This window comes from Thermosynechococcus sp. PKX82, assembly GCF_031583255.1.
GTDB lineage: Bacteria > Cyanobacteriota > Cyanobacteriia > Thermosynechococcales > Thermosynechococcaceae > Thermosynechococcus.
Genome location: NZ_CP134169.1, coordinates 2089622 through 2111253 on the forward strand (window position 1 = coordinate 2089622; position 21632 = coordinate 2111253).

At 52.4% G+C, this 21632-nt stretch carries 14 protein-coding genes and 1 CRISPR repeat array; of the genes, 8 read left to right on the top strand and 6 right to left on the bottom strand.

Annotated elements, in window-relative coordinates:
• The first annotated feature begins 33 nt into the window (after window positions 1–33).
• The 5 genes from tyrS to RHH53_RS10435 all read left to right on the top strand — a co-directional run bounded on the left by tyrS (window position 34) and on the right by RHH53_RS10435 (window position 8843).
• Window positions 34–1260 carry a tyrosine--tRNA ligase gene (gene tyrS, locus RHH53_RS10415; protein WP_206201686.1) on the top strand — a complete coding sequence of 409 codons (1227 nt, stop codon included), beginning with the start codon at window positions 34–36 and terminating at the stop codon, window positions 1258–1260.
• A 57-nt stretch (window positions 1261–1317) separates the two neighbouring features.
• Window positions 1318–1647 (top strand): hypothetical protein, encoded by a 330-nt coding sequence (locus RHH53_RS10420; RefSeq protein ID WP_310453763.1) that lies wholly within the window; start codon window positions 1318–1320, stop codon window positions 1645–1647.
• Between the two features lie 62 nt (window positions 1648–1709).
• Window positions 1710–4394, top strand: coding sequence for a pitrilysin family protein (locus RHH53_RS10425; RefSeq protein WP_310743755.1), 2685 nt, complete (start codon window positions 1710–1712; stop codon window positions 4392–4394).
• 4 nt (window positions 4395–4398) lie between these two features.
• A complete protein-coding gene (locus RHH53_RS10430; RefSeq protein ID WP_310743756.1) occupies window positions 4399–5121 on the top strand; it encodes a cytochrome c biogenesis protein CcdA in 723 nt (240 codons plus the stop codon).
• A 295-nt stretch (window positions 5122–5416) separates the two neighbouring features.
• Window positions 5417–7880: a CRISPR direct-repeat array (repeat unit 36 nt; unit sequence GTGCTGGGATTCTTTCCCAGCCGAATTAATGGAAAC).
• 12 nt (window positions 7881–7892) lie between these two features.
• Window positions 7893–8843 carry a class I SAM-dependent methyltransferase gene (locus RHH53_RS10435; protein WP_206200097.1) on the top strand — a complete coding sequence of 317 codons (951 nt, stop codon included), beginning with the start codon at window positions 7893–7895 and terminating at the stop codon, window positions 8841–8843.
• On the opposite strand, the gene RHH53_RS10440 is transcribed toward RHH53_RS10435, so the two are convergent.
• Window positions 8840–10060, bottom strand: coding sequence for a F420-0:Gamma-glutamyl ligase (locus tag RHH53_RS10440; protein WP_302678241.1), 1221 nt, complete (start codon window positions 10058–10060; stop codon window positions 8840–8842). The two genes, RHH53_RS10435 and RHH53_RS10440, sit on opposite strands and share 4 nt — an antisense overlap.
• Window positions 10061–10135: 75 nt before the next feature.
• Here RHH53_RS10440 and RHH53_RS10445 point away from each other — a divergent pair, with 75 nt between their 5' ends.
• Window positions 10136–10912, top strand: a complete 777-nt coding sequence (locus RHH53_RS10445) for a DUF1350 family protein (protein WP_310743757.1) — start codon at window positions 10136–10138, stop codon at window positions 10910–10912.
• A 48-nt stretch (window positions 10913–10960) separates the two neighbouring features.
• Window positions 10961–12202, top strand: coding sequence for a tryptophan synthase subunit beta (gene trpB, locus RHH53_RS10450; RefSeq protein WP_302678242.1), 1242 nt, complete (start codon window positions 10961–10963; stop codon window positions 12200–12202).
• Between the two features lies 1 nt (window position 12203).
• Here trpB and asnS read toward each other — a convergent pair whose 3' ends face one another.
• The 3 genes from asnS to RHH53_RS10465 form a co-directional block, all read right to left on the bottom strand.
• Entirely contained in the window at window positions 12204–13592 is a 1389-nt protein-coding gene (gene asnS / locus RHH53_RS10455) for an asparagine--tRNA ligase (RefSeq protein WP_310743758.1), read from the bottom strand.
• Window positions 13593–13603: 11 nt separating this feature from the next.
• On the bottom strand, window positions 13604–15994 hold the full coding sequence (locus RHH53_RS10460) for an endonuclease MutS2 (protein ID WP_310743759.1): 2391 nt from the start codon (window positions 15992–15994) through the stop codon (window positions 13604–13606).
• Between the two features lie 68 nt (window positions 15995–16062).
• Window positions 16063–17022, bottom strand: a complete 960-nt coding sequence (locus RHH53_RS10465; protein ID WP_310743760.1) for an FHA domain-containing protein — start codon at window positions 17020–17022, stop codon at window positions 16063–16065.
• Between the two features lie 195 nt (window positions 17023–17217).
• Here RHH53_RS10465 and RHH53_RS10470 point away from each other — a divergent pair, with 195 nt between their 5' ends.
• The gene (locus tag RHH53_RS10470; RefSeq protein WP_302678246.1) at window positions 17218–17694 is read left to right on the top strand and encodes a Dps family protein; all 477 of its coding nucleotides are present in this window, start codon (window positions 17218–17220) and stop codon (window positions 17692–17694) included.
• Here RHH53_RS10470 and RHH53_RS10475 read toward each other — a convergent pair.
• A complete protein-coding gene (locus RHH53_RS10475) occupies window positions 17691–18065 on the bottom strand; it encodes a hypothetical protein (protein ID WP_310743761.1) in 375 nt (124 codons plus the stop codon). The genes RHH53_RS10470 and RHH53_RS10475 overlap by 4 nt on opposite strands.
• Before the next feature lie 81 nt (window positions 18066–18146).
• Complete coding sequence (locus RHH53_RS10480; protein WP_310438036.1) at window positions 18147–21296, bottom strand: EAL domain-containing protein; 3150 nt, start codon at window positions 21294–21296, stop codon at window positions 18147–18149.
• Window positions 21297–21632: the final 336 nt, after the last annotated feature.

The window sequence follows — 21632 nt, forward strand, 5'->3', positions numbered from 1 at the left end:
AATCGAATGCCCAATCCAATGCCCAATCAAGTGATGTCTTCAGACCTTGAGGCCACAATTGCACGGCTGCAGCGCGGCGTTGTCGAAACCTTTCCCCATGTCCCTGATTCCACCAAACCCGAAGAAAATCTCTGGGTCTATTTGCGGCAAATGGAGCGCCCGCTGCGAATTAAGCTTGGCATTGATCCCACGGGCAGCGAAATTCACCTCGGTCATAGCATTGTCCTGCGCAAGTTACGCCAGTTTCAGGATGCGGGGCACTGTGCCGTGCTGATTATTGGTGACTTTACGGCTCAAATTGGCGATCCCACAGGGAAGTCGGAGGTGCGCAAACAACTCACCCCTGAGGAGGTGGCAACCAATGTGCAAACCTACCTTGAGCAAGTGAAGCCCATTTTGGATTTTGAGACCCCCGGCCGCTTAGAAATTCGCTACAACTCGGAGTGGCTCGCCAAGCTGGACTTGCGGAAAATTCTCGAGCTACTGGGAACGATGACTGTTGGCCAAATGCTGGCCAAGGAGGGGTTTGCCGAACGCTACGCCAAGGAAACGCCCATTTTTCTCCATGAGTTTCTCTATCCATTGATGCAGGGCTATGATTCAGTGGCGGTGGCGGCAGATGTGGAACTGGGGGGTACCGATCAAAAATTTAACATTGCTGTGGGTCGCGATTTACAGCGCCATTTTCGCTTGCCCACCGTGCAATTTGGTCTGCTGATGCCGATTTTGGTGGGGACGGACGGAGTACAGAAAATGTCGAAGTCCCTTGGCAACTATGTGGCGCTTACGGAGTCGGCAGCCAGTATGTACTCCAAGCTGGAGAAAATTCCCGATGCCTTGGTGAACCAATACATTGAGTTGCTCACGGATTTGCCTTTGGACAGTTTACCCACCAATCCCCGCGATCGCCAGAAGGCCTTAGCCCTAGAAGTCGTGAGTCAGTACCATGGGCGCGATCTCGCCCTGCAAACCCAAGCGGAACTAGCCGCGATCGTCACCCAAGGACAAACGGCACAGGCGGGATCGATTCCAGAGTATTCCCTTGGGGAGTTTCAGTTCCCTGTGAAGCTGACTTATGTGCTCAGTCACACCAAACTCTGCCCCAGTAGCAGCGAAGCGCGGCGACAGATCCAAGGGGGTGGGGTGCGTCTCAACGGCGAAAAAATTACGGATGTGGACTTTACCCTCACGGCACCGGAACCCTATGTGAACCAAGTGCTGCAAGTGGGTAAGAAAAAATTCCTGCGCTTTGTACCTTAGGTGGCAGTTGGCATTCTCTGCCAGAATGAAGATGAGGTGGTGCAGAGAATGTGTAGGATGAGCGAGCAGGAATTTCAAGCCAAGGTACTCAGCGAGTTGCAGGCGCTGCGTGTAGATGTGGAGAAACTCGGCACCGATGTTGAAAAACTACAAACGGATGTCGAAAAGCTCCAAACTGATGTGCACAAACTGCAAGGGGATGTGAGTGAGTTAGCAACACAGGTCAAAAATCAAGAGTACAAGTTTGAAGTTTATCAACGGGGAACCGATGCCATGGTGCGGATGGCAACAACGATCATTATTGCGGCGGCATCCGTTGTTGTTCTGGCGAGTCTTTCCCCGGCAATTACTACCCTTGTGAGCGCGATCGCCCACCAAGGGAATTAGCTACAACGATGACCCTAGGGCTGGTTCCACAATTCGTTAAGATCTTCTTATTTATTGGCTTGATGCTCTTGAGTACCAGTTTGGCTGTGATTTTTCCCCTGAACCCCGTCGCAGGACTCAGTAGTGGTGTGACCAAAACCGTTTTAGACAATGGCCTCACGGTTCTGATTAAAGAGATTCCCACCGCCCCTGTGGTGAGTTTGCAGGTGTGGTATCGCGTGGGTTCGCGCCATGAGCCCAAGGGGGAAAATGGGATTGCCCACCAACTGGAGCATTTGATGTTTAAGGGCACCAAGAGCCGTCCCGTCCAGTTTGGTCAGTTGTTTTATGCTCTTGGCAGTTCTTCCAATGCCTTTACCAGCTACGACATGACCGCCTACCACCATACGGTGCGCGCTGACCAACTAGAACCACTGCTGATTCTCGAGGCGGATCGCCTGCGCAATACCCTGATGACCCCCGATGCCCTTGAGAGTGAAAAACGGGTGGTGATCTCGGAGCTGCAAGGCTATGAAAATAGTCCTGAATATCGCCTCAGTCGAGCCGTGATGGCCGCCCTCTATCCCCATCATCCCTACGGCTTGCCAGTGGGGGGAACGGCCAGTGATGTGGAGCAGTTTACCCTGCCAGCGGTGAAGAGTTTTTATCACCAGTACTATCGTCCTGATAATGCGGTTGTGGTGATTGCTGGCGATGTCCGTCCCCCAAGGGCACTGGAACTGGTCAAGAAAACCTTTGGGCAGATTCCTCGGCCAACCGACCCTCTAAAGTCTCCTTCATTACCGCCGCCAACAGCAGGTCAAGCCCAGCGAATTCGCCTCACAGAACCGGGAAGTGCGCCGCTATTACAGATTTTGGTACCCATTCCAGCGATGACCCATCCAGATCAGGCGGCCTTGGATGTGCTGGATATGCTCCTCAGTGGCGGACGCAGTTCGTACTTGTATCAGGAATTGATGGAAACGGGTCAAGCCAGTTCGGCCTACTCCTATGTGGCCGCGTTACAGGAGGGGGGCTGGTTTGAAATTGGCGCGATCGCGGCCCCGGAGCAATCCCTTGAGACCATTGAGCAGACCATTGGCCAGATTCTGAACCAGCTGGCAGAGCGTCCCTTGAGTGCCGCTGAACTGCAACGCGCCAAACAACAGCTCAAGGCCAACTTTATCCTGCGCAATCGCGACATTGATGCCCAAGCCAGTCAACTAGCCAACGATGAAACCCTGACGGGAGATTACCGCTTTAGCGATCGCCACCTTGCGGCCATTGAAAAAGTCACGGCTGCGGATGTTCAACGAGTGGTGCAGACCTACTTTGGGCGCGATCGCTGGATTGTGGGGGAATTTATTCCCAGTGAATTTGCCGATGTTGAGCTTTCAGGTCGGCCGGGTGCCCAAACCACCGCCCATAATCTTGTCGGTGAGCCTGTAGATCCGCAAACCATTGCCGCCTATTTACCCCAAGGGAGTGGGCAGGCTGCCCCTGAGGTCAAAAGCAACGGGGTGGAAACCTTTACCCTGAAAAATGGCCTGCGGGTGCTCTTACTCGTGGATCGCAGTACACCAACGATTACGCTGGCGGGGCGCATTGACGCTGGAACGGCCTACGATCTCTTGACCCAACCGGGGGTGGCTCACCTGACGGCTGCGAACCTGCTCAATGGCACGCGGCGCAAAAATGCCCTGACGCTGGCACAAACCCTTGAGGATCGTGGCATTAGCCTAGAATTCAATGCCTTCCGCGATGGAGTGGATATTGAGGCCTATGCCTTGGCCAGTGAGCTACCCATCCTCTTGCAAACCCTTGGTGAAGTGCTTCAGGAGGCCACCTTCCCAGAGTCGGAGTTTCAGCTCAGCCAGCAGCGCTATCTCACGGCTCTGAGTCTTGAGGCGGATGATCCTGTGCGCTGGGGGCGCCGCGTCCTGCAAGAAACCCTCTATCCCGCCAATCATCCCCTGCATCCCTTTGCCACTCCTGAATCTGTACAAGCAATTCAACGCCCAGACCTGTTGAACTTTTATCGTGCCGCCTATACCCCCGATCACACGATTTTGACCCTCGTGGGAGATTTTGACCCAGTGGAGGTGCGATCGCGCCTCAATGAAATTTTTGGCTCGTGGCAACCCCAAACGGATCCCCTGTCCCTAACCTTTCCTGCGGTTTCGCCGCCCGAGCAAACCCTCTTTAAGAATGCGGTGATTGCCGGTAAGAGCCAAGCGATTACCTATCTGGGGACGCCGGGGATCGATCGCCGCGATCCTCGCTTCTACGCAGCGATGCTGATGAATCACATCCTAGGGGGAGACACGCTGGCCAGTCGCTTGGGCACAGAGATTCGCGATCGCCAAGGGTTGACCTATGGCATCTACAGCTTCTTTAGTGCCAGTCGTCAGGCAGGGCCTTTTATCATTCAATTGCAAACCGCCCCTGAGGATACCGCCAAGGCCATTCAGGCCACCTTGCAACTTCTCAGGGATGCCCACCGCCAAGGATTCACCGCCGCCGAACTCGGAGCCGCCAAGCGCAGCCTCAGTAATACTTACCTTGTCGAATTGGCCAATGTGGATGTGGTGGCGCGGACGCTTGTAGGGAATGCCAGCGTGGATTTACCCCCAGAAGAACTCCAGCAGTTTAGCGATCGCCTGCAGCAGGTGACCTTGGATGAAGTTAATCACACTCTGCGGGATCTGATTGATCCAGAGCGACTGGTGATTGTCACTGCCGGTCCTAGTGTTTCCTTTAGCCCCTAGAACGATGGCCAGCTTAACCTTAGGACTTTACCACCTAGAACAGTGGGCCAACCAATGGGTGACGGCTCAACTGAGTGATCTCACCGTGATCAGTGTCGGTATTGTGTTTCTGGCGGGACTGCTCACAAGTCTGACTCCCTGCACCCTTTCGATGCTGCCAATTACTGTCGGGTACATCGCCGGCTACGCCACAAAGCAAAATAGCTCCGTCTTGCGCCAGTCTATTGGCTTTGCCCTTGGCCTCGCAACCACCTTAACCCTGTTGGGGATGATTGCTGCTGTTGCTGGTCGCATCTATGGTCAGGTGGGCTGGGGGTTAACGATCGTGGTGAGCTTGGTGGCGATCGCCATGGGCTTAAATTTGCTCAATGCCTTGCCCCTGAGCTTTCCCCGCAGTCGCTTCCTAGAGGAACTGCCGGCTCGGGTTCCTGCGGGGTTGCAAGCTTATACCCTAGGGGCAACATTTGGCCTTGTGGCAGCACCCTGTAGTACGCCGGTCTTGGCAACGCTGCTGGCATGGGTGGCCACAACCCAAAAGCTAGTGGTGGGGGCTGGTCTGCTGTTGGCCTATACAACAGGGTATGTCGCGCCGCTGATTTTAGTCGGAGTATTTAGCGGTGCCTTGCAAAGGCTCTTGGCACTGCGGCAGTGGTCGAGTTGGATTACCCCTGTGAGCGGTGTGCTCCTCATTGCTTTTGGCGTCATTGCTTTAGCCATTCGTCTTTAGTGCTCAAGCCAAAGGGGCAGTGGTTGGCCGATGGCGGTAGCCATGCAAGCACCTCTGGACAAAAATATCCTCTCAGCTCGGCAATTTTCTCAAACCCAGTCTCCACAACGCTTTGAGCAATTTCTAACAGATTTGGAGGTGCTTGAATTTTCCCGAAATTCAGTTCCAGAGTGACTTTCACGTCCTGTGACCCTGTGGATCTAAAAATTTTACAAAAACAAAAAAATGATCCCGTCTAGGTGCTTGAAAATGACCTGTGCTATAGTAGTCGTAGAGCACCTTCTAGGAGGGTGCCGTGCTGGGATTCTTTCCCAGCCGAATTAATGGAAACTTATGATTATTCAGAATAACATTTGCATAAAATTCGTGCTGGGATTCTTTCCCAGCCGAATTAATGGAAACTTAACTTCAAAGAGGCTGCGGCCTCTCTGAAAGGTGCTGGGATTCTTTCCCAGCCGAATTAATGGAAACTTAATAAAATCCGCGTTAATAATTCACGGTCAAGTGCTGGGATTCTTTCCCAGCCGAATTAATGGAAACTCAATCACCCGCTGAAAATCATTTACAACTACAGCAAGTGCTGGGATTCTTTCCCAGCCGAATTAATGGAAACTATCTAAAGAATTATCACCATCTAAAGCAGCTAATGGTGCTGGGATTCTTTCCCAGCCGAATTAATGGAAACTAGAGGTCAGCGGTTCATTTGTGGTGGGGTCAACAACGGTGCTGGGATTCTTTCCCAGCCGAATTAATGGAAACACTCGTACAAAACTACTGGATTCAGGGAAATAATCCGTGCTGGGATTCTTTCCCAGCCGAATTAATGGAAACTCCCTTAAGGATTTAACCTTGCGAGCTAGCGCCTTGTGCTGGGATTCTTTCCCAGCCGAATTAATGGAAACAATCTCTACTATAATCATCGCCTTGAAATGTAAAGGTGCTGGGATTCTTTCCCAGCCGAATTAATGGAAACCCGCTACCGCTAGTAACGGTAGAGGACTTGGGAGAAGTTGAAAGTGCTGGGATTCTTTCCCAGCCGAATTAATGGAAACATAACTGGAATGTTGAGGGTCATGATTTTTCTCCTGTGCTGGGATTCTTTCCCAGCCGAATTAATGGAAACTACCCCCATAAAGCAACAGATGTTTTGAGCCGTGCTAAACGTGCTGGGATTCTTTCCCAGCCGAATTAATGGAAACTAATAAAAAACATACTATTATTCTACGTCTGCCCGTGCTGGGATTCTTTCCCAGCCGAATTAATGGAAACGCGCTAGCCGGATAGCTTTAGCACTTTTACCGCTACGTGCTGGGATTCTTTCCCAGCCGAATTAATGGAAACTTTGGATAGCCATAAGTTTCCTCCTTCAAATAAAAAACGTGCTGGGATTCTTTCCCAGCCGAATTAATGGAAACTAGCAAACGGAAACTTGTTTGTCAAGCCCCCGCTTAGTGCTGGGATTCTTTCCCAGCCGAATTAATGGAAACTTTCCATTATAAGAATTTACATTAGGCTCTATAACAGTGCTGGGATTCTTTCCCAGCCGAATTAATGGAAACGCCTCTTTGAAATTAATATACCCATCGCCTTTCAGCTGTGCTGGGATTCTTTCCCAGCCGAATTAATGGAAACGCAAATCTCCTTTAAAAAAGGTACAAACAAAAAAAGAGTGCTGGGATTCTTTCCCAGCCGAATTAATGGAAACCATAACGACCTCCTAAAAATCAATCACAGTCCAGCGTGCTGGGATTCTTTCCCAGCCGAATTAATGGAAACTTGGGAACAATCCCAAGGATTAATGCTGTAAAAGTGTGCTGGGATTCTTTCCCAGCCGAATTAATGGAAACTTCAATTATTAGCAAATACAAACACGTTAGCCAATAGTGCTGGGATTCTTTCCCAGCCGAATTAATGGAAACTTACAGGAAGAGTTAAACAAGGCGGAGCTGCTATGTGCTGGGATTCTTTCCCAGCCGAATTAATGGAAACAGTAGTTTTTTCCAAATAGACTCTTTTTGTAGGTTGGTGCTGGGATTCTTTCCCAGCCGAATTAATGGAAACACATTAACTTTTCGTGGTAGTAAAGCTCTAGAGGTGCTGGGATTCTTTCCCAGCCGAATTAATGGAAACTTACAGGAAGAGTTAAACAAGGCGGAGCTGCTATGTGCTGGGATTCTTTCCCAGCCGAATTAATGGAAACAGTAGTTTTTTCCAAATAGACTCTTTTTGTAGGTTGGTGCTGGGATTCTTTCCCAGCCGAATTAATGGAAACACATTAACTTTTCGTGGTAGTAAAGCTCTAGAGGTGCTGGGATTCTTTCCCAGCCGAATTAATGGAAACAGCAAAAGCCACAGGATCACATCCTGTTGCGGTTTAGTGCTGGGATTCTTTCCCAGCCGAATTAATGGAAACCTTTGTGCCCAAAAACTTGGCCATTGATGTATGTGCTGGGATTCTTTCCCAGCCGAATTAATGGAAACAACCGTTTCAGGTCTAATAGGAAAGGTTTCCCATCGCGTGCTGGGATTCTTTCCCAGCCGAATTAATGGAAACACTTCCCAGAGGAGGTTCCGTGGTAGATTGAAATAATGTGCTGGGATTCTTTCCCAGCCGAATTAATGGAAACTATCTGTGTTAAATTTAGGCGCTTTAGGCGCTTGTGCTGGGATTCTTTCCCAGCCGAATTAATGGAAACAACACGGAATTAGACTATTCTTAGAAGGTGCTGGGATTCTTTCCCAGTCGAACTAGTGGAAATGGAAACAGGAAAATGACAAATTGTTGGTTTGAAACACGCAAAGAGTGTCCAGCATGTGGTTCTGCGGCATTCCAAATAATTTATGAGGCTGAATATGATAGACCACCGATTAAGGATTACCTCAACGATTTTTATTCAGGAAGAGTTGAGTTTGATTATTTAGAAGGAGCAGTTTATATTCTATGCGAATGTGACATCTGCGGAATGATTTTTCAAAGAGATATCCCCAACAGAACTCTAATGGAAAGGCTGTATGACCACTGGATAAATTCAAAGGAATCCTTTAAAGAGCATCAAGAGAGCACTAGTCTTGATTACTATTCTCGCTATGTAAAAGAAATCATGCAGATTATTTCGTATTTTAATGAAAAGCCTTTTCGATTGAACTTTCTTGATTTCGGTATGGGCTGGGGTAACTGGGCGCTGATGGCTAAAGCTTTTGGATGTGAGGTGTACGGAGTAGAATTATCAAAAGAGTGCATAGCACATGCTCAGTCAAATGGCATAAAGGTAATTAGCTGGGATGAAATTCATCAGTATCAGTTTGACTTCATTAATACTGAGCAGGTATTTGAACACATATCAGAGCCTCTGAATACCTTAAAGTATTTGAGGATGGCTTTAAAACCAAATGGCATAGTCAAGATAAGTGTGCCCACTGCCAACGACATAGATCGCCGATTGAAGATCATGGACTGGACATCACCAAAGGGTTCTTCTAATTCCCTCAACCCTGTAGCCCCGTTAGAACATATCAACTTCTTTCGGAGATCATCTCTTATTAAGATGGCAGAAGTAGCACAAATGGAAGAAGTTTATATTCCAATACTTAAGCAATATCAATATACAACTGGCTGGTCAGGGATAAGAAATATTGCAAAGAATATTATTTTGCCAATATACCGCAATGTTTTAAAGAAACAGAATTATATTTTTCTTCGCAATGTTGGCCATAAGAGCTAATGCATCTTGTCTAGGAAACCCTCAGTCGAGCTCGGAGAAACACCGCAAGGCCGGATTAAGACAATGGGTGTTTGCTCATCGGCATTACCGGCGGGGTTTTTCTTCAGGGCAGTCGTAAGGAAGTGAGGGGAGACTCCCTGACTAGCTGCAAGCACCTTGACTGCCCCTAGGTCGTTAACATCAACAATGGCGATGCCCAAACCCGTTTTTGCTGCTAGATCCTCCACGACGGCTTGGGGGTTAACAGGTCCCATAACAATAAATTGATCGTAGGGGGGCAGGGTACCTGTCACATCGTCAATGAGGCGAGCTTGTTCGCCAGCCAATTGATAGAATCCGCCCTTGTGGCCAAAGACTTTGGCGATCGCCCCCCCCAAAAAGGCCAAGAGTACCCGTAGCGCTCCCACTTCCTCCACCAGCGCTTGCATGCCACAGGCGGTGGCCAAACTTGAGGTGGGCAAGAAAAACTGACACACCCGCGTTGCTACCCACCCCGGTTGCATTTGTGCCGGATCCTTGAGGCGACCTTGGATAATGGCAAGGGGTGTTTCCCCAATGGCAACAATGTCTCCAGGTTGGGCATGGGGCATCACATAGCGATTGAGCACCTCTAGGGGAATATCCAACGGCGTCAGTAAATGGGTGCGAATGGGGAGTACCTGACATCTCTCCGCCTGTCGCCACACACCTGTATCTCCCGTGGCCGGAAACTTGAGGGGGATAAATTCATGGTGGGTTTTGGCAAAGCGACCATGGGGGCCATAGGCAATGTAGTGAATCTTGACCCAAGCAGCCTTGACCTCGCTCACGCCAATTCCCTGCAAATCCACACAAATCTCGACATTCGTTTGCTTGGTGGACTTGACGATATAGGCAAACCAATAGCCATCGGCACGGGGGGGAAACTCTGGCTCCGGGTGGCGGGGGATGACCTGCACATCCGTCTGAATCATATCGACACGGCCATCGGACAATAGCACCACCTCTGCCCGTAAGTCTGGCACCATCACCTCAAGGCCACGGTGGGGGTTGCTCAGTCCCAATAGCCCCACAAAACGGTAGTGGGTTGGCTCATAGATTTCCAGATTCCAAGTGGCACCGATCACTTCAAGGGGATGGGCTGGCCGCCGCCGATACCGCCATTCCAAGGCCAAGAAGATCAAAGCCGCAATGGCTCCGAGGACTGCTGCACCACTGCCAACGATCGTCTGAATCATTTCTTGGGCTCTCCCACCGCATCTCTTGTATTCGCTAGATTACTAGCAGTGAGGTATCTTTTGGAGTCATTGATTTTGCAGTGGCAAGAAGTTCGCGGCAATTGGTTGTATATTCCCCCGCGCCCCTTGGGGTGGATTCACTTTCTCGGCGGCGCCTTTGTGGCCACCGCACCCCAAGTAACCTACCGCCGTCTGTTGGAGCATCTTGCCGAAGCCGGCTATGGCATTATTGCCACGCCCTTTGTGAACACCTTTGACCATGGGGCGATCGCCCTCGATGTGCTGAATAAACTCGACTATGCCCTTGATTGGTTGATCTATCGCCGAGGCTACCCAGCGGCATTGCCCATCTATGGTTTGGGACACAGTATGGGCTGCAAGCTCCACCTGCTGATCAATAGCCTCTACGATGGCGATCGCGCTGGGAATATGTTCATGGCCTTCAACAACTACCCCGCCAGTCAATCCATTCCTTGGATGGAAAACCTTGCCCCCGTGGGTGTCGAATTCAGTCCCAGCCCGACAGAAACCGAAAAACTGATTCAAGAGCGCTATCCTGTGCGCCGTAATCTCTTGATCCGTTTCCAAGAGGACGATATTGACCAAACAGCCCGCCTGCGCAGTCTCCTCAGAGCCAAATTTGGCGATATGGTCACTGCCTTGAAGCTACCGGGGAATCACCTCACCCCCCTCAGCCAAGGACTCAAGTGGCAAGTCGGCGCAGAATTTTCTCCCCTAGATGCCGTCGGCCAGTGGATCAAGCAAAGTCTCTTTCCCGAAATGCAGATTCTGGAGGAGTGTCTGTTGGAGTGGCTCAATCCCCTAGGCACTGCCCGCCGTTCCCGCCCGTAGCGTGGCACAATCACATAAGGAACCCTTGATGAAAAAAGGACTTTGCCCGTGACTGTTGCCCCCTCTGCTGCCCTCAGTGCTGCTGCACGCCCCGACTCCCGCGGTCGCTTTGGTCGCTTTGGTGGCAAGTACGTTCCCGAAACGCTGATGCCCGCCCTCAGTGAATTGGAGGCGGCCTTTGCCCACTATCGCCAAGACCCTGATTTTCAAGCCGAATTGCAGCAACTTCTGCAAGACTATGTGGGTCGTCCTAGTCCCCTCTACTTTGCCGAACGCCTCAGTGCCCACTATGCCCATGATCAAGCCCAACCCCAGATCTATCTAAAACGGGAAGACCTCAACCATACGGGTGCCCACAAAATCAACAACGCCCTCGGGCAAGTCCTCCTTGCCAAACGCATGGGCAAACAGCGCATTATTGCCGAAACAGGTGCCGGTCAGCATGGGGTAGCTACAGCAACAGTGTGTGCCCGCTTTGGCCTCCAATGTGTGATTTACATGGGGGTACAGGATATGGAGCGGCAGCGGTTAAACGTGCTGCGGATGCGTCTATTGGGAGCAGAAGTGGCGCCCGTCAGTGCAGGCACAGGCACCCTAAAAGATGCCACCTCCGAAGCGATTCGCGATTGGGTGACGAATGTTGAAACCACCCATTACATCTTGGGTTCAGTGGCGGGGCCCCATCCCTACCCGATGCTAGTGCGGGAATTCCATGCCGTCATTGGGGCAGAAACGCGGCGGCAGTGCCTTGAAAAATGGGGCGGGCTGCCCGATATTTTGCTCGCCTGTGTTGGCGGCGGCTCCAATGCCATGGGACTCTTCCATGAGTTTGTTGAGGAACCGCAGGTGCGCTTAATTGGTGTTGAAGCTGCGGGTCAAGGGGTGGACACGGGTCACCATGCTGCCACCCTCACCAAAGGGGAAGTGGGGGTACTCCACGGTGCCATGAGCTATCTCTTGCAGGATGCCGATGGTCAGGTGGTTGAGGCCCACTCCATCAGTGCCGGTTTAGACTATCCGGGCGTGGGGCCAGAGCATAGCTACCTCAAGGACATTGGTCGGGCAGAATACTACAGTGTCACTGATGCTGAGGCCGTGGCTGCCTGTGTGCGCCTAGCTCAGTTGGAGGGAATTCTCCCTGCCCTCGAAACCGCCCATGCCTTGGCCTATCTGGAAACGCTATGCCCGCAATTGACAGGGCAGCCGCGCATTGTCATTAACTGTTCAGGACGCGGCGACAAGGACGTGGAAACGATTGGCCGCTATTTTGAGGCACAGCAAGCCCCCTGAGTTAGAACTCCGCATTCCCCGGTATACGCGGAAAGGGAATGACATCACGGATATTGTCCATGCCCGTCATAAACTGCACCAACCGTTCAAATCCTAAACCAAAGCCGGCATGGGGGACACTGCCATAACGGCGTAAATCCAAGTACCACCAGTAGGGGGCAGGGTCTAGGCCTTGGCTCACAATTCGCTCCTGCAGCACGTCAAAGCGCTCTTCCCGCTGGGAGCCACCAATGATCTCGCCAATTTTGGGGGCGAGGACATCCATTGCTGCTACGGTTTTGCCATCGTCATTGAGGCGCATATAGAAGGCTTTGATGGCAGCGGGATAATCATAAACAATCACGGGGCGCTGGCAGTATTCCTCAGCAAGGTAGCGCTCATGCTCCGATTGCAGGTCTAGCCCCCAAGCCACGGGAAATTCAAAGGCGCGACCACTCTTTTCTAGGACTTGAATGGCTTCTGTGTAACTAAGGCGGGCAAAGGGTTGGGTTGCCATCTGCTCAGCGGTGGCCATGACGCTATTGTCAATCCGCTCCTGAAAGAAGGCCATATCCTCACTGCAGTGGTCAAGGACATGGCGAAAGACAAACTGCAAAAAGGCCTCCGCCAGTTCCATATCTCCCATCAGGTCACAGAAGGCCATCTCTGGCTCCACCATCCAAAACTCGGCAAGGTGACGCGAGGTATTGGAGTTTTCAGCGCGGAAGGTGGGACCAAAGGTATAGACATTGGTAAAGGCTGTGGCCATAATTTCTGCCTCCAGTTGGCCACTGACGGTGAGGTAGGCACGACGACCAAAAAAGTCTTGACTGAAGTCAATATTCCCCTCTGGGGTTTTGGGTGGCTGCGCTAAATCCAGGGTGGTGACGGTAAAGAGTTCCCCAGCCCCTTCGCAGTCACTGGCGGTAATGATCGGGGTGTGTACCCAGAGGAATCCCCGCTCCTGAAAGAACTGGTGAATGGCAGTGGCACAGGCATTGCGCACGCGCATCACCGCGCCTAGGGTATTGGTTCGCGGTCGGAGATGACCAATGGTGCGTAGAAATTCAAAGCTGTGGCGTTTCTTTTGCAGGGGATAAGTTTCTGGATCGGCACCGCCCCAAAGGTGAATCTGCTGGGCATGGAGTTCAATGGTTTGGTTTTTGCCGGGAGAACGCACCAGTTCGCCACTGAATTCTGCGGCAGCCCCTGTGGTCAGGTCTTTAATGGCTGGCGTTGCTGCTGCCACGGTGTTGGGAATGACCACCTGCAATCCGGCTAGGGTTGAGCCATCGTTGACGTTGACAAACGTACATTCCTTGAGTTCGCGTTTGGTGCGCACCCAGCCCTTGACGGTGACGCGATCGCCCACTTGACCTTGATGAAGAATGTCCTTAATCCGCTGCTGCATGGGTCTTGTTCCTATAACTGCACAATGGTTACTCCCCGGCCACCTTCTTCAGGAGGCGCAAGGTGATAGCTTTGAACGCTGGGGTGCTGATCTAAAAATTGATGCACAAACTGGCGGAGGGCACCACTGCCGTGGCCGTGGATAATCCAAACCGTTCCCTGCTGGCGGTTGAGAAATTCCTCTAGGAGGGGTTCCGCCTCATGGGTGCGCTTGCCCCGCAGATCGAGGGTACGGCTCTCTGTGCGAATGGCGGGTGCTGGGGTGCGAGAAGGGAGTGGGGGGGGAGCTTGAGCTGGGTCGGACTTGGGTTTAGATGGTGTGCGTACTGGTTCGCCCTTGAGGGATTCCACCGCATGGGGAGGAACGGTAAATTTCACGGAACCCACTTGGACGACAATATCCCCCTGCTGGCTGACACTGAGGACTTCGCCCACCTGTTGCCATTGGGGCAAGCGAACGCGATCGCCCGGTTGAGGAATAAAGCCAACGGGCGGAGGTGGTGGTAAGTAAGTTTTCTCAATCTGATGCAGCGCCGTTTGGGCAGCTTGTACCTGTTCGGGACTGTTGGCGCGTTGCAGTTGAGCAATGACTTTGGCAATTTCCTGCTGTGCTCTACGAAGAGCTGTGCGTACCTCTTCTTCCAATTGTTGACGAAGTTGCTGCTGGCGTTGTCGCAGTTCCTGCGCTTTGGTGGCAATTTCTTGGTAGAGGGCTTCAGTATCGCGAAGCAGGGTTGCCGCAGCGGTGGTTTTCGACTCCTGCACTTGGCGTTGTGCCACTAGCCCGCTAATCATCTCGTTGACACTGTTGCTGTCACCGCTTAAAAAGGCCTTGGCACCTTCAACAATACTGGGATGTAGCCCCAACCGCTGGGCGATCGCTAGGGCATTAGACTGTCCCGGTATGCCCCACAGCAGCCGATAGGTCGGGGCAAGGGTGGTCTCATCAAACTCAACGGCGGCATTTTCAAAGCGGCTGTCCTGATACTTGAGGGCTTTGAGTTCGCCATAGTGGGTGGTGGCAAAGGTGAGACTGGCGTGGTCTGCCAGATAGCGCAACAGGGCGATCGCTAGGGCTGTACCCTCACTGGGATCCGTGCCGGCCCCCACTTCATCGAGGAGCACCAACGTATTGCCCCCTGTCATCTCGAGCTCTGTGAGAATATCGCGGATATTGCAGATATGACTGGAAAAGGTGGACAGGTTTTGGGTCAGGGACTGCTCATCCCCAATGTCTGCCCAAATCCCTGTAAACCAGGGCAACTCTATGGGCGCTGCCGCTGGCACATACAACCCTGCTTTTGCCATCAGTGCTGCCAAGCCCAAGGCCTTCAAGGTTGCTGTTTTGCCGCCGGTGTTGGGGCCAGTGATTGTCACTACCTTGGTGGGGGGGGGCAATTCAATGTCAATGGGCACCACGGTCTGTCCTTGCTCATGGTGCTCTTGCCACACCAAGAGGGGATGCCGCAACGCCTTCAGGTGCAGCCGCGTGTCACTGACAAACTGGGGTGGGTTGCCCTGCAACCAGAGACTATAGTGGGCACGGGCGACCGCCATATCGAGGGTGGTCAGCACATCGAGCAGATACCACAAATCATCACTAATCGTGGCCAACTGATCCGAGAGGGCTTGGCAAATGGTGCGTTCGGCCTCAGCCTCTTGATGGGTAAGTTGTTGCAGGCGGTTTTGCAGGTCAATGGTTTCTTGCGGCTCAATGTAGAGCGTGGCACCACTGGCGGAGAGATCGTGGACAATTCCCGGCATCTGGTCTTTGTGGGTGGCTTTGACTGCCAACACATAGCGATCGCGCCGTTGGGTGACCACCGCCTCTTGAATGGCACTGGCTCGCTGCTGCAGAATCTGCTGCAGTTGCTGCTGGATCTGGGCACGGCACTGCCGTTGCTGCTGGCGAATCTCAGCCAATTCTGGACTGGCGCGATCGCTCACTTGCCCTTGATCAGTAATACAGCGGTAGATTTCTTGAGCCACCTCAGGATAGGTGCGAATGCCGGCCACCAGTTGCTGAAGCGCCGTGAGTTGCGCGTGTTCCTCAATTTGACGCCGCTGTTGCCGCGCCGCACTCAACAGGTGGGCGATCGCCAGTAGCTCCATTCCCTGCAAACAGCCTTGGCGATCCAGCCGCGCCAGCGCCGGTTCAATATCTGTGACTTGGCTAAAATCGAGGTGCACTTGGTGCACCGTTTCCAGGGTAATCACCTCAGTGGTTTGAGCCAACAGCACTTGACTGGCTGCTTGGGTGCCCCCTAGAATCTCTCCCCCCTGCAGCTGGCGCATCCCCCGTTTGGTAGCAGCAAACGTTGCCAACTGCTGACAGAGACGCGGCCACTCCAGCCGCCCTAGGGATTTGTCTAGTGCACTAACTTGTGACGTGAGAACAACCAATGTTCGCTATCTGCTGAAAACACTACTTTCACTGACTGTAGCACTGCTCACCAATCCGTGCAGCGGTTCTAGAGAACCATCCCCGACGACATCTCCGCATCCACGGCATCCTGCAGTTTCAGCAGGGTACTGGTGAGGGCTTCAGGATTGAAGTAGGTCCATTCGATGGCTTGGGCGATCGTTTGCAATCGCTCGGTAATACTCGTGAGATCTCCAAACAGATTTTCGCGCGGCAAGCCCGCAAAGAGTGCCATCGCGCCTTGGTTGACCGCCCACTTGCACTCCGATTCATGGACACGGGTGCGCAGGCCACTGAGGAGAATGACATTCATTTCTGGATAGCGCTGGCGATACTGGCGACAAAAATCGTAGGGATTGGTTTTTGGCATTCCCAAATCGAGGAGCAAGAGGCTGACTTTGCAGTTGAGGGACTCCACATGGGCAATAATTTTTTCTAACTCAAAGTGGGATGTTGCCCAAATCGTCGAAATCCCTTGGGAGTTCAATAATTCCCGCCACATTTCCCCTTGGGTACGCGAAGAGTGGGTCATCAAGACCGTGACTTGGCCATTACTCCCATGGGAATGATTGGTGTAGGGGTGGGGACTCGGCGCATCCCGCAGGTCAATGTACTCTAGTTCTGACTCACCAATGGAAATGCGATCGCCGTGTCTGAGGAGATGGGGAGCGTGGATACGGTTATTGCCGACAAATGTCCCGTTCATGCTTCTGAGGTCGGTCAGCCGATAGCGATGATCCGCCTGCCGCTCAATGCGAATGTGATGCCGCGAACACCAGCGATCGGGTAGGACAATATCACAATCTTTACTTCGACCAATTTGCCAAACGGGTAACTGATCCAACACAATAGAACGCTGCATGTAAACAGAGTGCAATAACAACCGGGGTGTGGGTGCCGCTAGAATCAGCTCACTGGGACGCATGAACCCCCACTGCTGTTCACCAGAACGGCTGGGTGCTTGTAGGTGTGGAACGTAGGTATTGGGGCGATTGGCTGAGGCGTCCATAGCAGCAGCTAAAAAACACTAAAATCATCAAACTTATTTTTATGCTGCCTATCCTAGCGTTGATGAGCAGCGAGGGACTACCTCCATCTTAGATGTCAATAGAATGGCAATAGCACCCTCTAGGTTGCTAAAACGTACTCGTTATGAGTATGATAAATAGACAGGACAGTTCGATAACTGTCAAAGGAGACCACTATGACTGCAACAATCACACTAAAAGAGCAAGTGCTAGCCACCCTGAAACGGGAACAGGCCAATGCGGTTGTCCTGTATCTGAACTATAAAAAGTACCACTGGCTAACCTATGGCCCCTTGTTTCGGGAGTTGCACCTGCTGTTTGAAGAACAGGGAACAGAAGTCTTTGCCATGATTGATGAACTGGCTGAGCGTAGCTTGATGCTTGATGGCCAGCCAGTGGCAGACCCCGCAGACTATCTCAAAGTGGCAACGGTAACCCCCTCAACCGGCCAACTCACGGTCAAGCAAATGATTGAGGAGGCGATCGCTAACCATGAGCTGATCATTACCGAGATGCACCAAGATGCAGAAGTGGCCACTGAGGCGGGCGACATTGGTACGGCTGACCTCTACACCCGTTTGGTGCAAACCCACCAAAAACATCGCTGGTTCCTTAAGGAGTTTTTAGCCAAAGGCGATGGCTTGGTCAGTTAGTTGCGAATTGGGCCGTTGTAGTCAATGGTGGTGCGACCATCGGCAGCCACAGTAACGACAGTTTCGATACTGGGCAGGGATGCGGGCACGCCATTGCTGACTCGATGGCCCAAAATCCGAAACGTGTAGGAGCCGTCGGCATTGCGCACATAGGGGGCTTCACGGACAGGCCCATGCAGGGACTGATCGGCTCGATAGCGACTTAATCCGCCATTGACACGTTCTGCGGCTTGGCGGGCATAGTTGCGGGCGCGAACGAGCTCGACAATGTTGACAGGCTCAGGATTAGTTGCTTGGGCAATGGCAAAGGGGGCGATCGCTCCCCCAAGGGAAAGACTCAGCACGAGGCTAGCAATCAGCGGCTGGGTCATCAGGCTTCTCCACTCAGCGGTCTTTATCTAAGATAGCCAAGGGGCTTTGCTAACCCCTAGATAGCGGTCTTGATGCAACAATTATTTGCTTTCCGTTTGACAAGGCGTGACCCTCGCTTGTAGTAACTGGTGCGCTTGCTCCTCAGAGAGGGGTTTACCAAAGAGAAACCCCTGACCCCGCTGACAGCCCAACGCCTGCAAGCACTGCTTTTGGGAGAGATGTTCAATGCCTTCGGCAACCACTTCTAGTTGCAGGGCTCGGGCGAGGCTAATAATGGCACGAACAATTTCTAAATTTTGGAAATTGGTTTCGATGTCCCGGACAAAGGACTGGTCAATCTTTAGGGTATACAACGGCAGTTGGCTAAGGCGGCTGAGGGAGGAATAGCCAGTGCCAAAGTCATCAATGCCACAACGAATATCAAGGGCTTGGAGCGCCTCCAATTGCTCTTGGGCAAACCTTGAATCGGGCATGATCACTTCCTCGGTAATCTCCAGAATCACTTGCTGGCCGCGAATCCCATAGAGCGGCAACAGATGCTTGAGCAAAGGAACCATTTGGCCAGAATTAAAGAAAGCACTGGAAATATTGACACTGAGGGTGAAGTCGGCAGCCCGAGAACCCAGTGTCTGTTGCCATTGGTAGAGGTTGAAAATTGCCTTTTGCAGAACCCATTGATCCAGTTTTGTGGCTAGACCCAACCCCAGAGCCAAGGGCAAAAATTCTGCCGGACTGATCCAACCGTTTTCGGGATGCTGCCAACGAACTAATACTTCAAAACCAACAAGGCTGTCCTGACTGAGGCTGACAATGGGCTGGTAGAAGAGCGCTAGTTGCTCCTGCTCTAGGGCACGGCGAAATTCCTGTTCCCGTTGTAAGCGGGTGTAAACCGCTTGGTGGTGCTCCGATTCAAAGAGTTGCATACCGTTGCACCCTTGCCCCTTGGCAGCATACATGGCAATATCAGCATCCCGCAGCAGTTCACCGGCAGTGCGGTAACGAGAATTAACAATGGCGATGCCAATGCTGACGCTGACACTTACTTCAGTGCCCTTGAGCACATAGGGTTCACTAATGCAATGGCGCAGGCGATCGCCATACTCATAAATCTGCTGGAGACCCTCAATGTGTTCGAGGATGGCAATAAACTCGTCTCCCCCCAATCGGCCAACGGTGTCCTGCTGGCGCATACTCGACCGAAGGCGATGGGCAATTTCTAGAAGTAACTCGTCGCCGGCATCATGACCCAAGCTATCATTGATGACCTTAAACCGATCCAAATCCAAAAACAAAACGGCAAAGGGCGGAATGTCACCGCGGTGGTAGGCAGCCAGCAGTTGATCAATTTTTTCTGTGAGGAAGGTGCGATTGGGGAGATTCGTTAAACTATCCTGGCAAGCCAGTTGCCGCAATTTCTCCTCCGCTAGCTTGATGTTGGTGATGTCCAAGCAGGAACCAAGGTAGCCAATGCAAGTGCCGTCTTCGGCATAGCGGGGTGCCGCTTGCTTGAGTACCCAGCGATAGACACCTTGGCCATTGCGCAGGCGGTGCTCAATTTCATAGCTTTGCTGCTGCTCAACGGCAAGACGGATGGCCTGCTCTGTGCGCTCCCGATCCTCAGGATGGACAAGGTCTAACCAGTTCCAGCCAAGGATTTGGTCTAAGGAGGCGCCCAAGACGCGGCAAATGGTTTGGTTGGCAAACTCAATGGTGCCTTTGCTATCTGCCAGCCAGATCATCAAAGGTGAGGCATCGGCCATCTGGCGAAAACGGGTTTCACTTTCCACTAGGGCTAGCATGGCTTTTTTGCGTTGGGTGACATCCACCCCCACCGTGGTGATCAGGTAACTGCCATCCCCTTGAGGTTCAGCGGTGGCATTGAGGGAAATCCACACCTCATGGCCGTCGCGATGTTGAAAGCGATATTCGGTGTGGGCACAGCCTTCTTGGAGTAATTTCTCGCGAAACGGACGATGATAGGCTTCCCAGTCCTCGGAGGGAACCCGCGATCGCCAAAGATTCGGGTCTTCTTGAAAGTCAAAGGGGCTGTAGCCGAGAATGCGCAGGTGCCCTTGGGAGAGATACTCATAGCGCCAAGAGCCATCAGGAAAGAGCCGTATTTCACTGACAAAGGCATCAGCGCGATCCAACAGTTGATTGAGCTTTTCTTGGGCGGCGTGGAGTTCCCCATTGACTTTGTGCAAATCGAGGGTGCGGGCAATCACCTGCGCCTCAAGTTCCGTTTGCTGGGCTGCAAGTTGCTGGGTTAGCTGCCGTTGTCGCGTGACATCCACTGCCGTCAGTAAAATGAACTGTTGGTTGCTGTTGGGCAGTTGCAGCGGCAGGGAAACCATCTGCCAAATACGCTCTTGTTTGGCGCGAGTGCGGATGCACACATCCCCATGCTCAACCCGTGCCTGCGTTATAAGGCAGCGTTGGAATTCTGTGGCCGCCCACTGGCGTTGCGCTGCTTCAGGAAAGGCAATTGCCAACCACCCCTCCCATGTGAGGGTTTCCTCTGGGCTGCTGCCGGTTTGCTCTTGCCATGCCCGATTCATCAACCACAGTTGACCATCCGCCGCCACCAACGCCATCGGCAGCGGTGACAAAAGCAGGCTGTTGCGGAACACCTCGTCCATTTCAGTGTAGGCGCGCCAAAATGACTGCCGCTCCTGCTCTACTTGGTTCAGATGCTGAGCCTCAATAACTAAAAGAGTGACCAAAAAAGCGATGATACTGATGATCTGCACCTCTTGGGCTAAGCGCTCCGAAAGCCATAGGCGATCGTGGTGCACCCATTGAATTACCCAACCAATGAGGAGGGGACCAAGGATGATCCAAGGCAACAATCGCCGCAAAAGTAGGCCACCTATTTTTTGTGAACTGAAGTAACGCATCACCCCTCGGGAGGGATGCCATTCGATAAGGCAGAGGTTCAGCAGCCCAAGAAGAACACAGGCGAGGATTTGGCCAAGGATAGAGGTACTAAGAGACAGCGGCAATTGGTACAGACCGGCCAATACCTCAAGGAACAGCAGACAGGCACTTGTGATTGCCCCACCTTGGCCGAAAATCACTTGCCAACTTGACTCCCCCATGACCCCCCACAGGGCCACCCCTAGCCCTATAAAGGCCACAGGCCGTAGCAAACTGGTGTAGGCCGGCAAAGATAGAGCTTGCCACGGAGCAGTGATTTCCTGAGCATTGAAAACTGCTACGGCAATTGCCATCCCCATGAGAACAAGCACTAGGCCACAGAGCTGGGGGAGGCATGCTAATTCTCGATCTCTGCTCCTGGATCCCATGAGGGTGATGGCCAATGCGGTTAACCCAAGGGCGATGGCAGCAAAAACATCAATACCGACCAAGAGAGGCGAGTGGGAAGTGATGGCAGCGAGAACCCACTCTATAAAAACAGCTGTTGCTACCCCTAGACTCAACAGAGCAACCACTCGTAAGAATTGGGGATTGGTCATAGGCAGGGGTAAAACTGGCTAGGGACATCGTACCCCGCAGGGCAGTAGCTTTTTTAGTCTAGCTCCTCAATCTTGGGGTTGAGGCCAAGG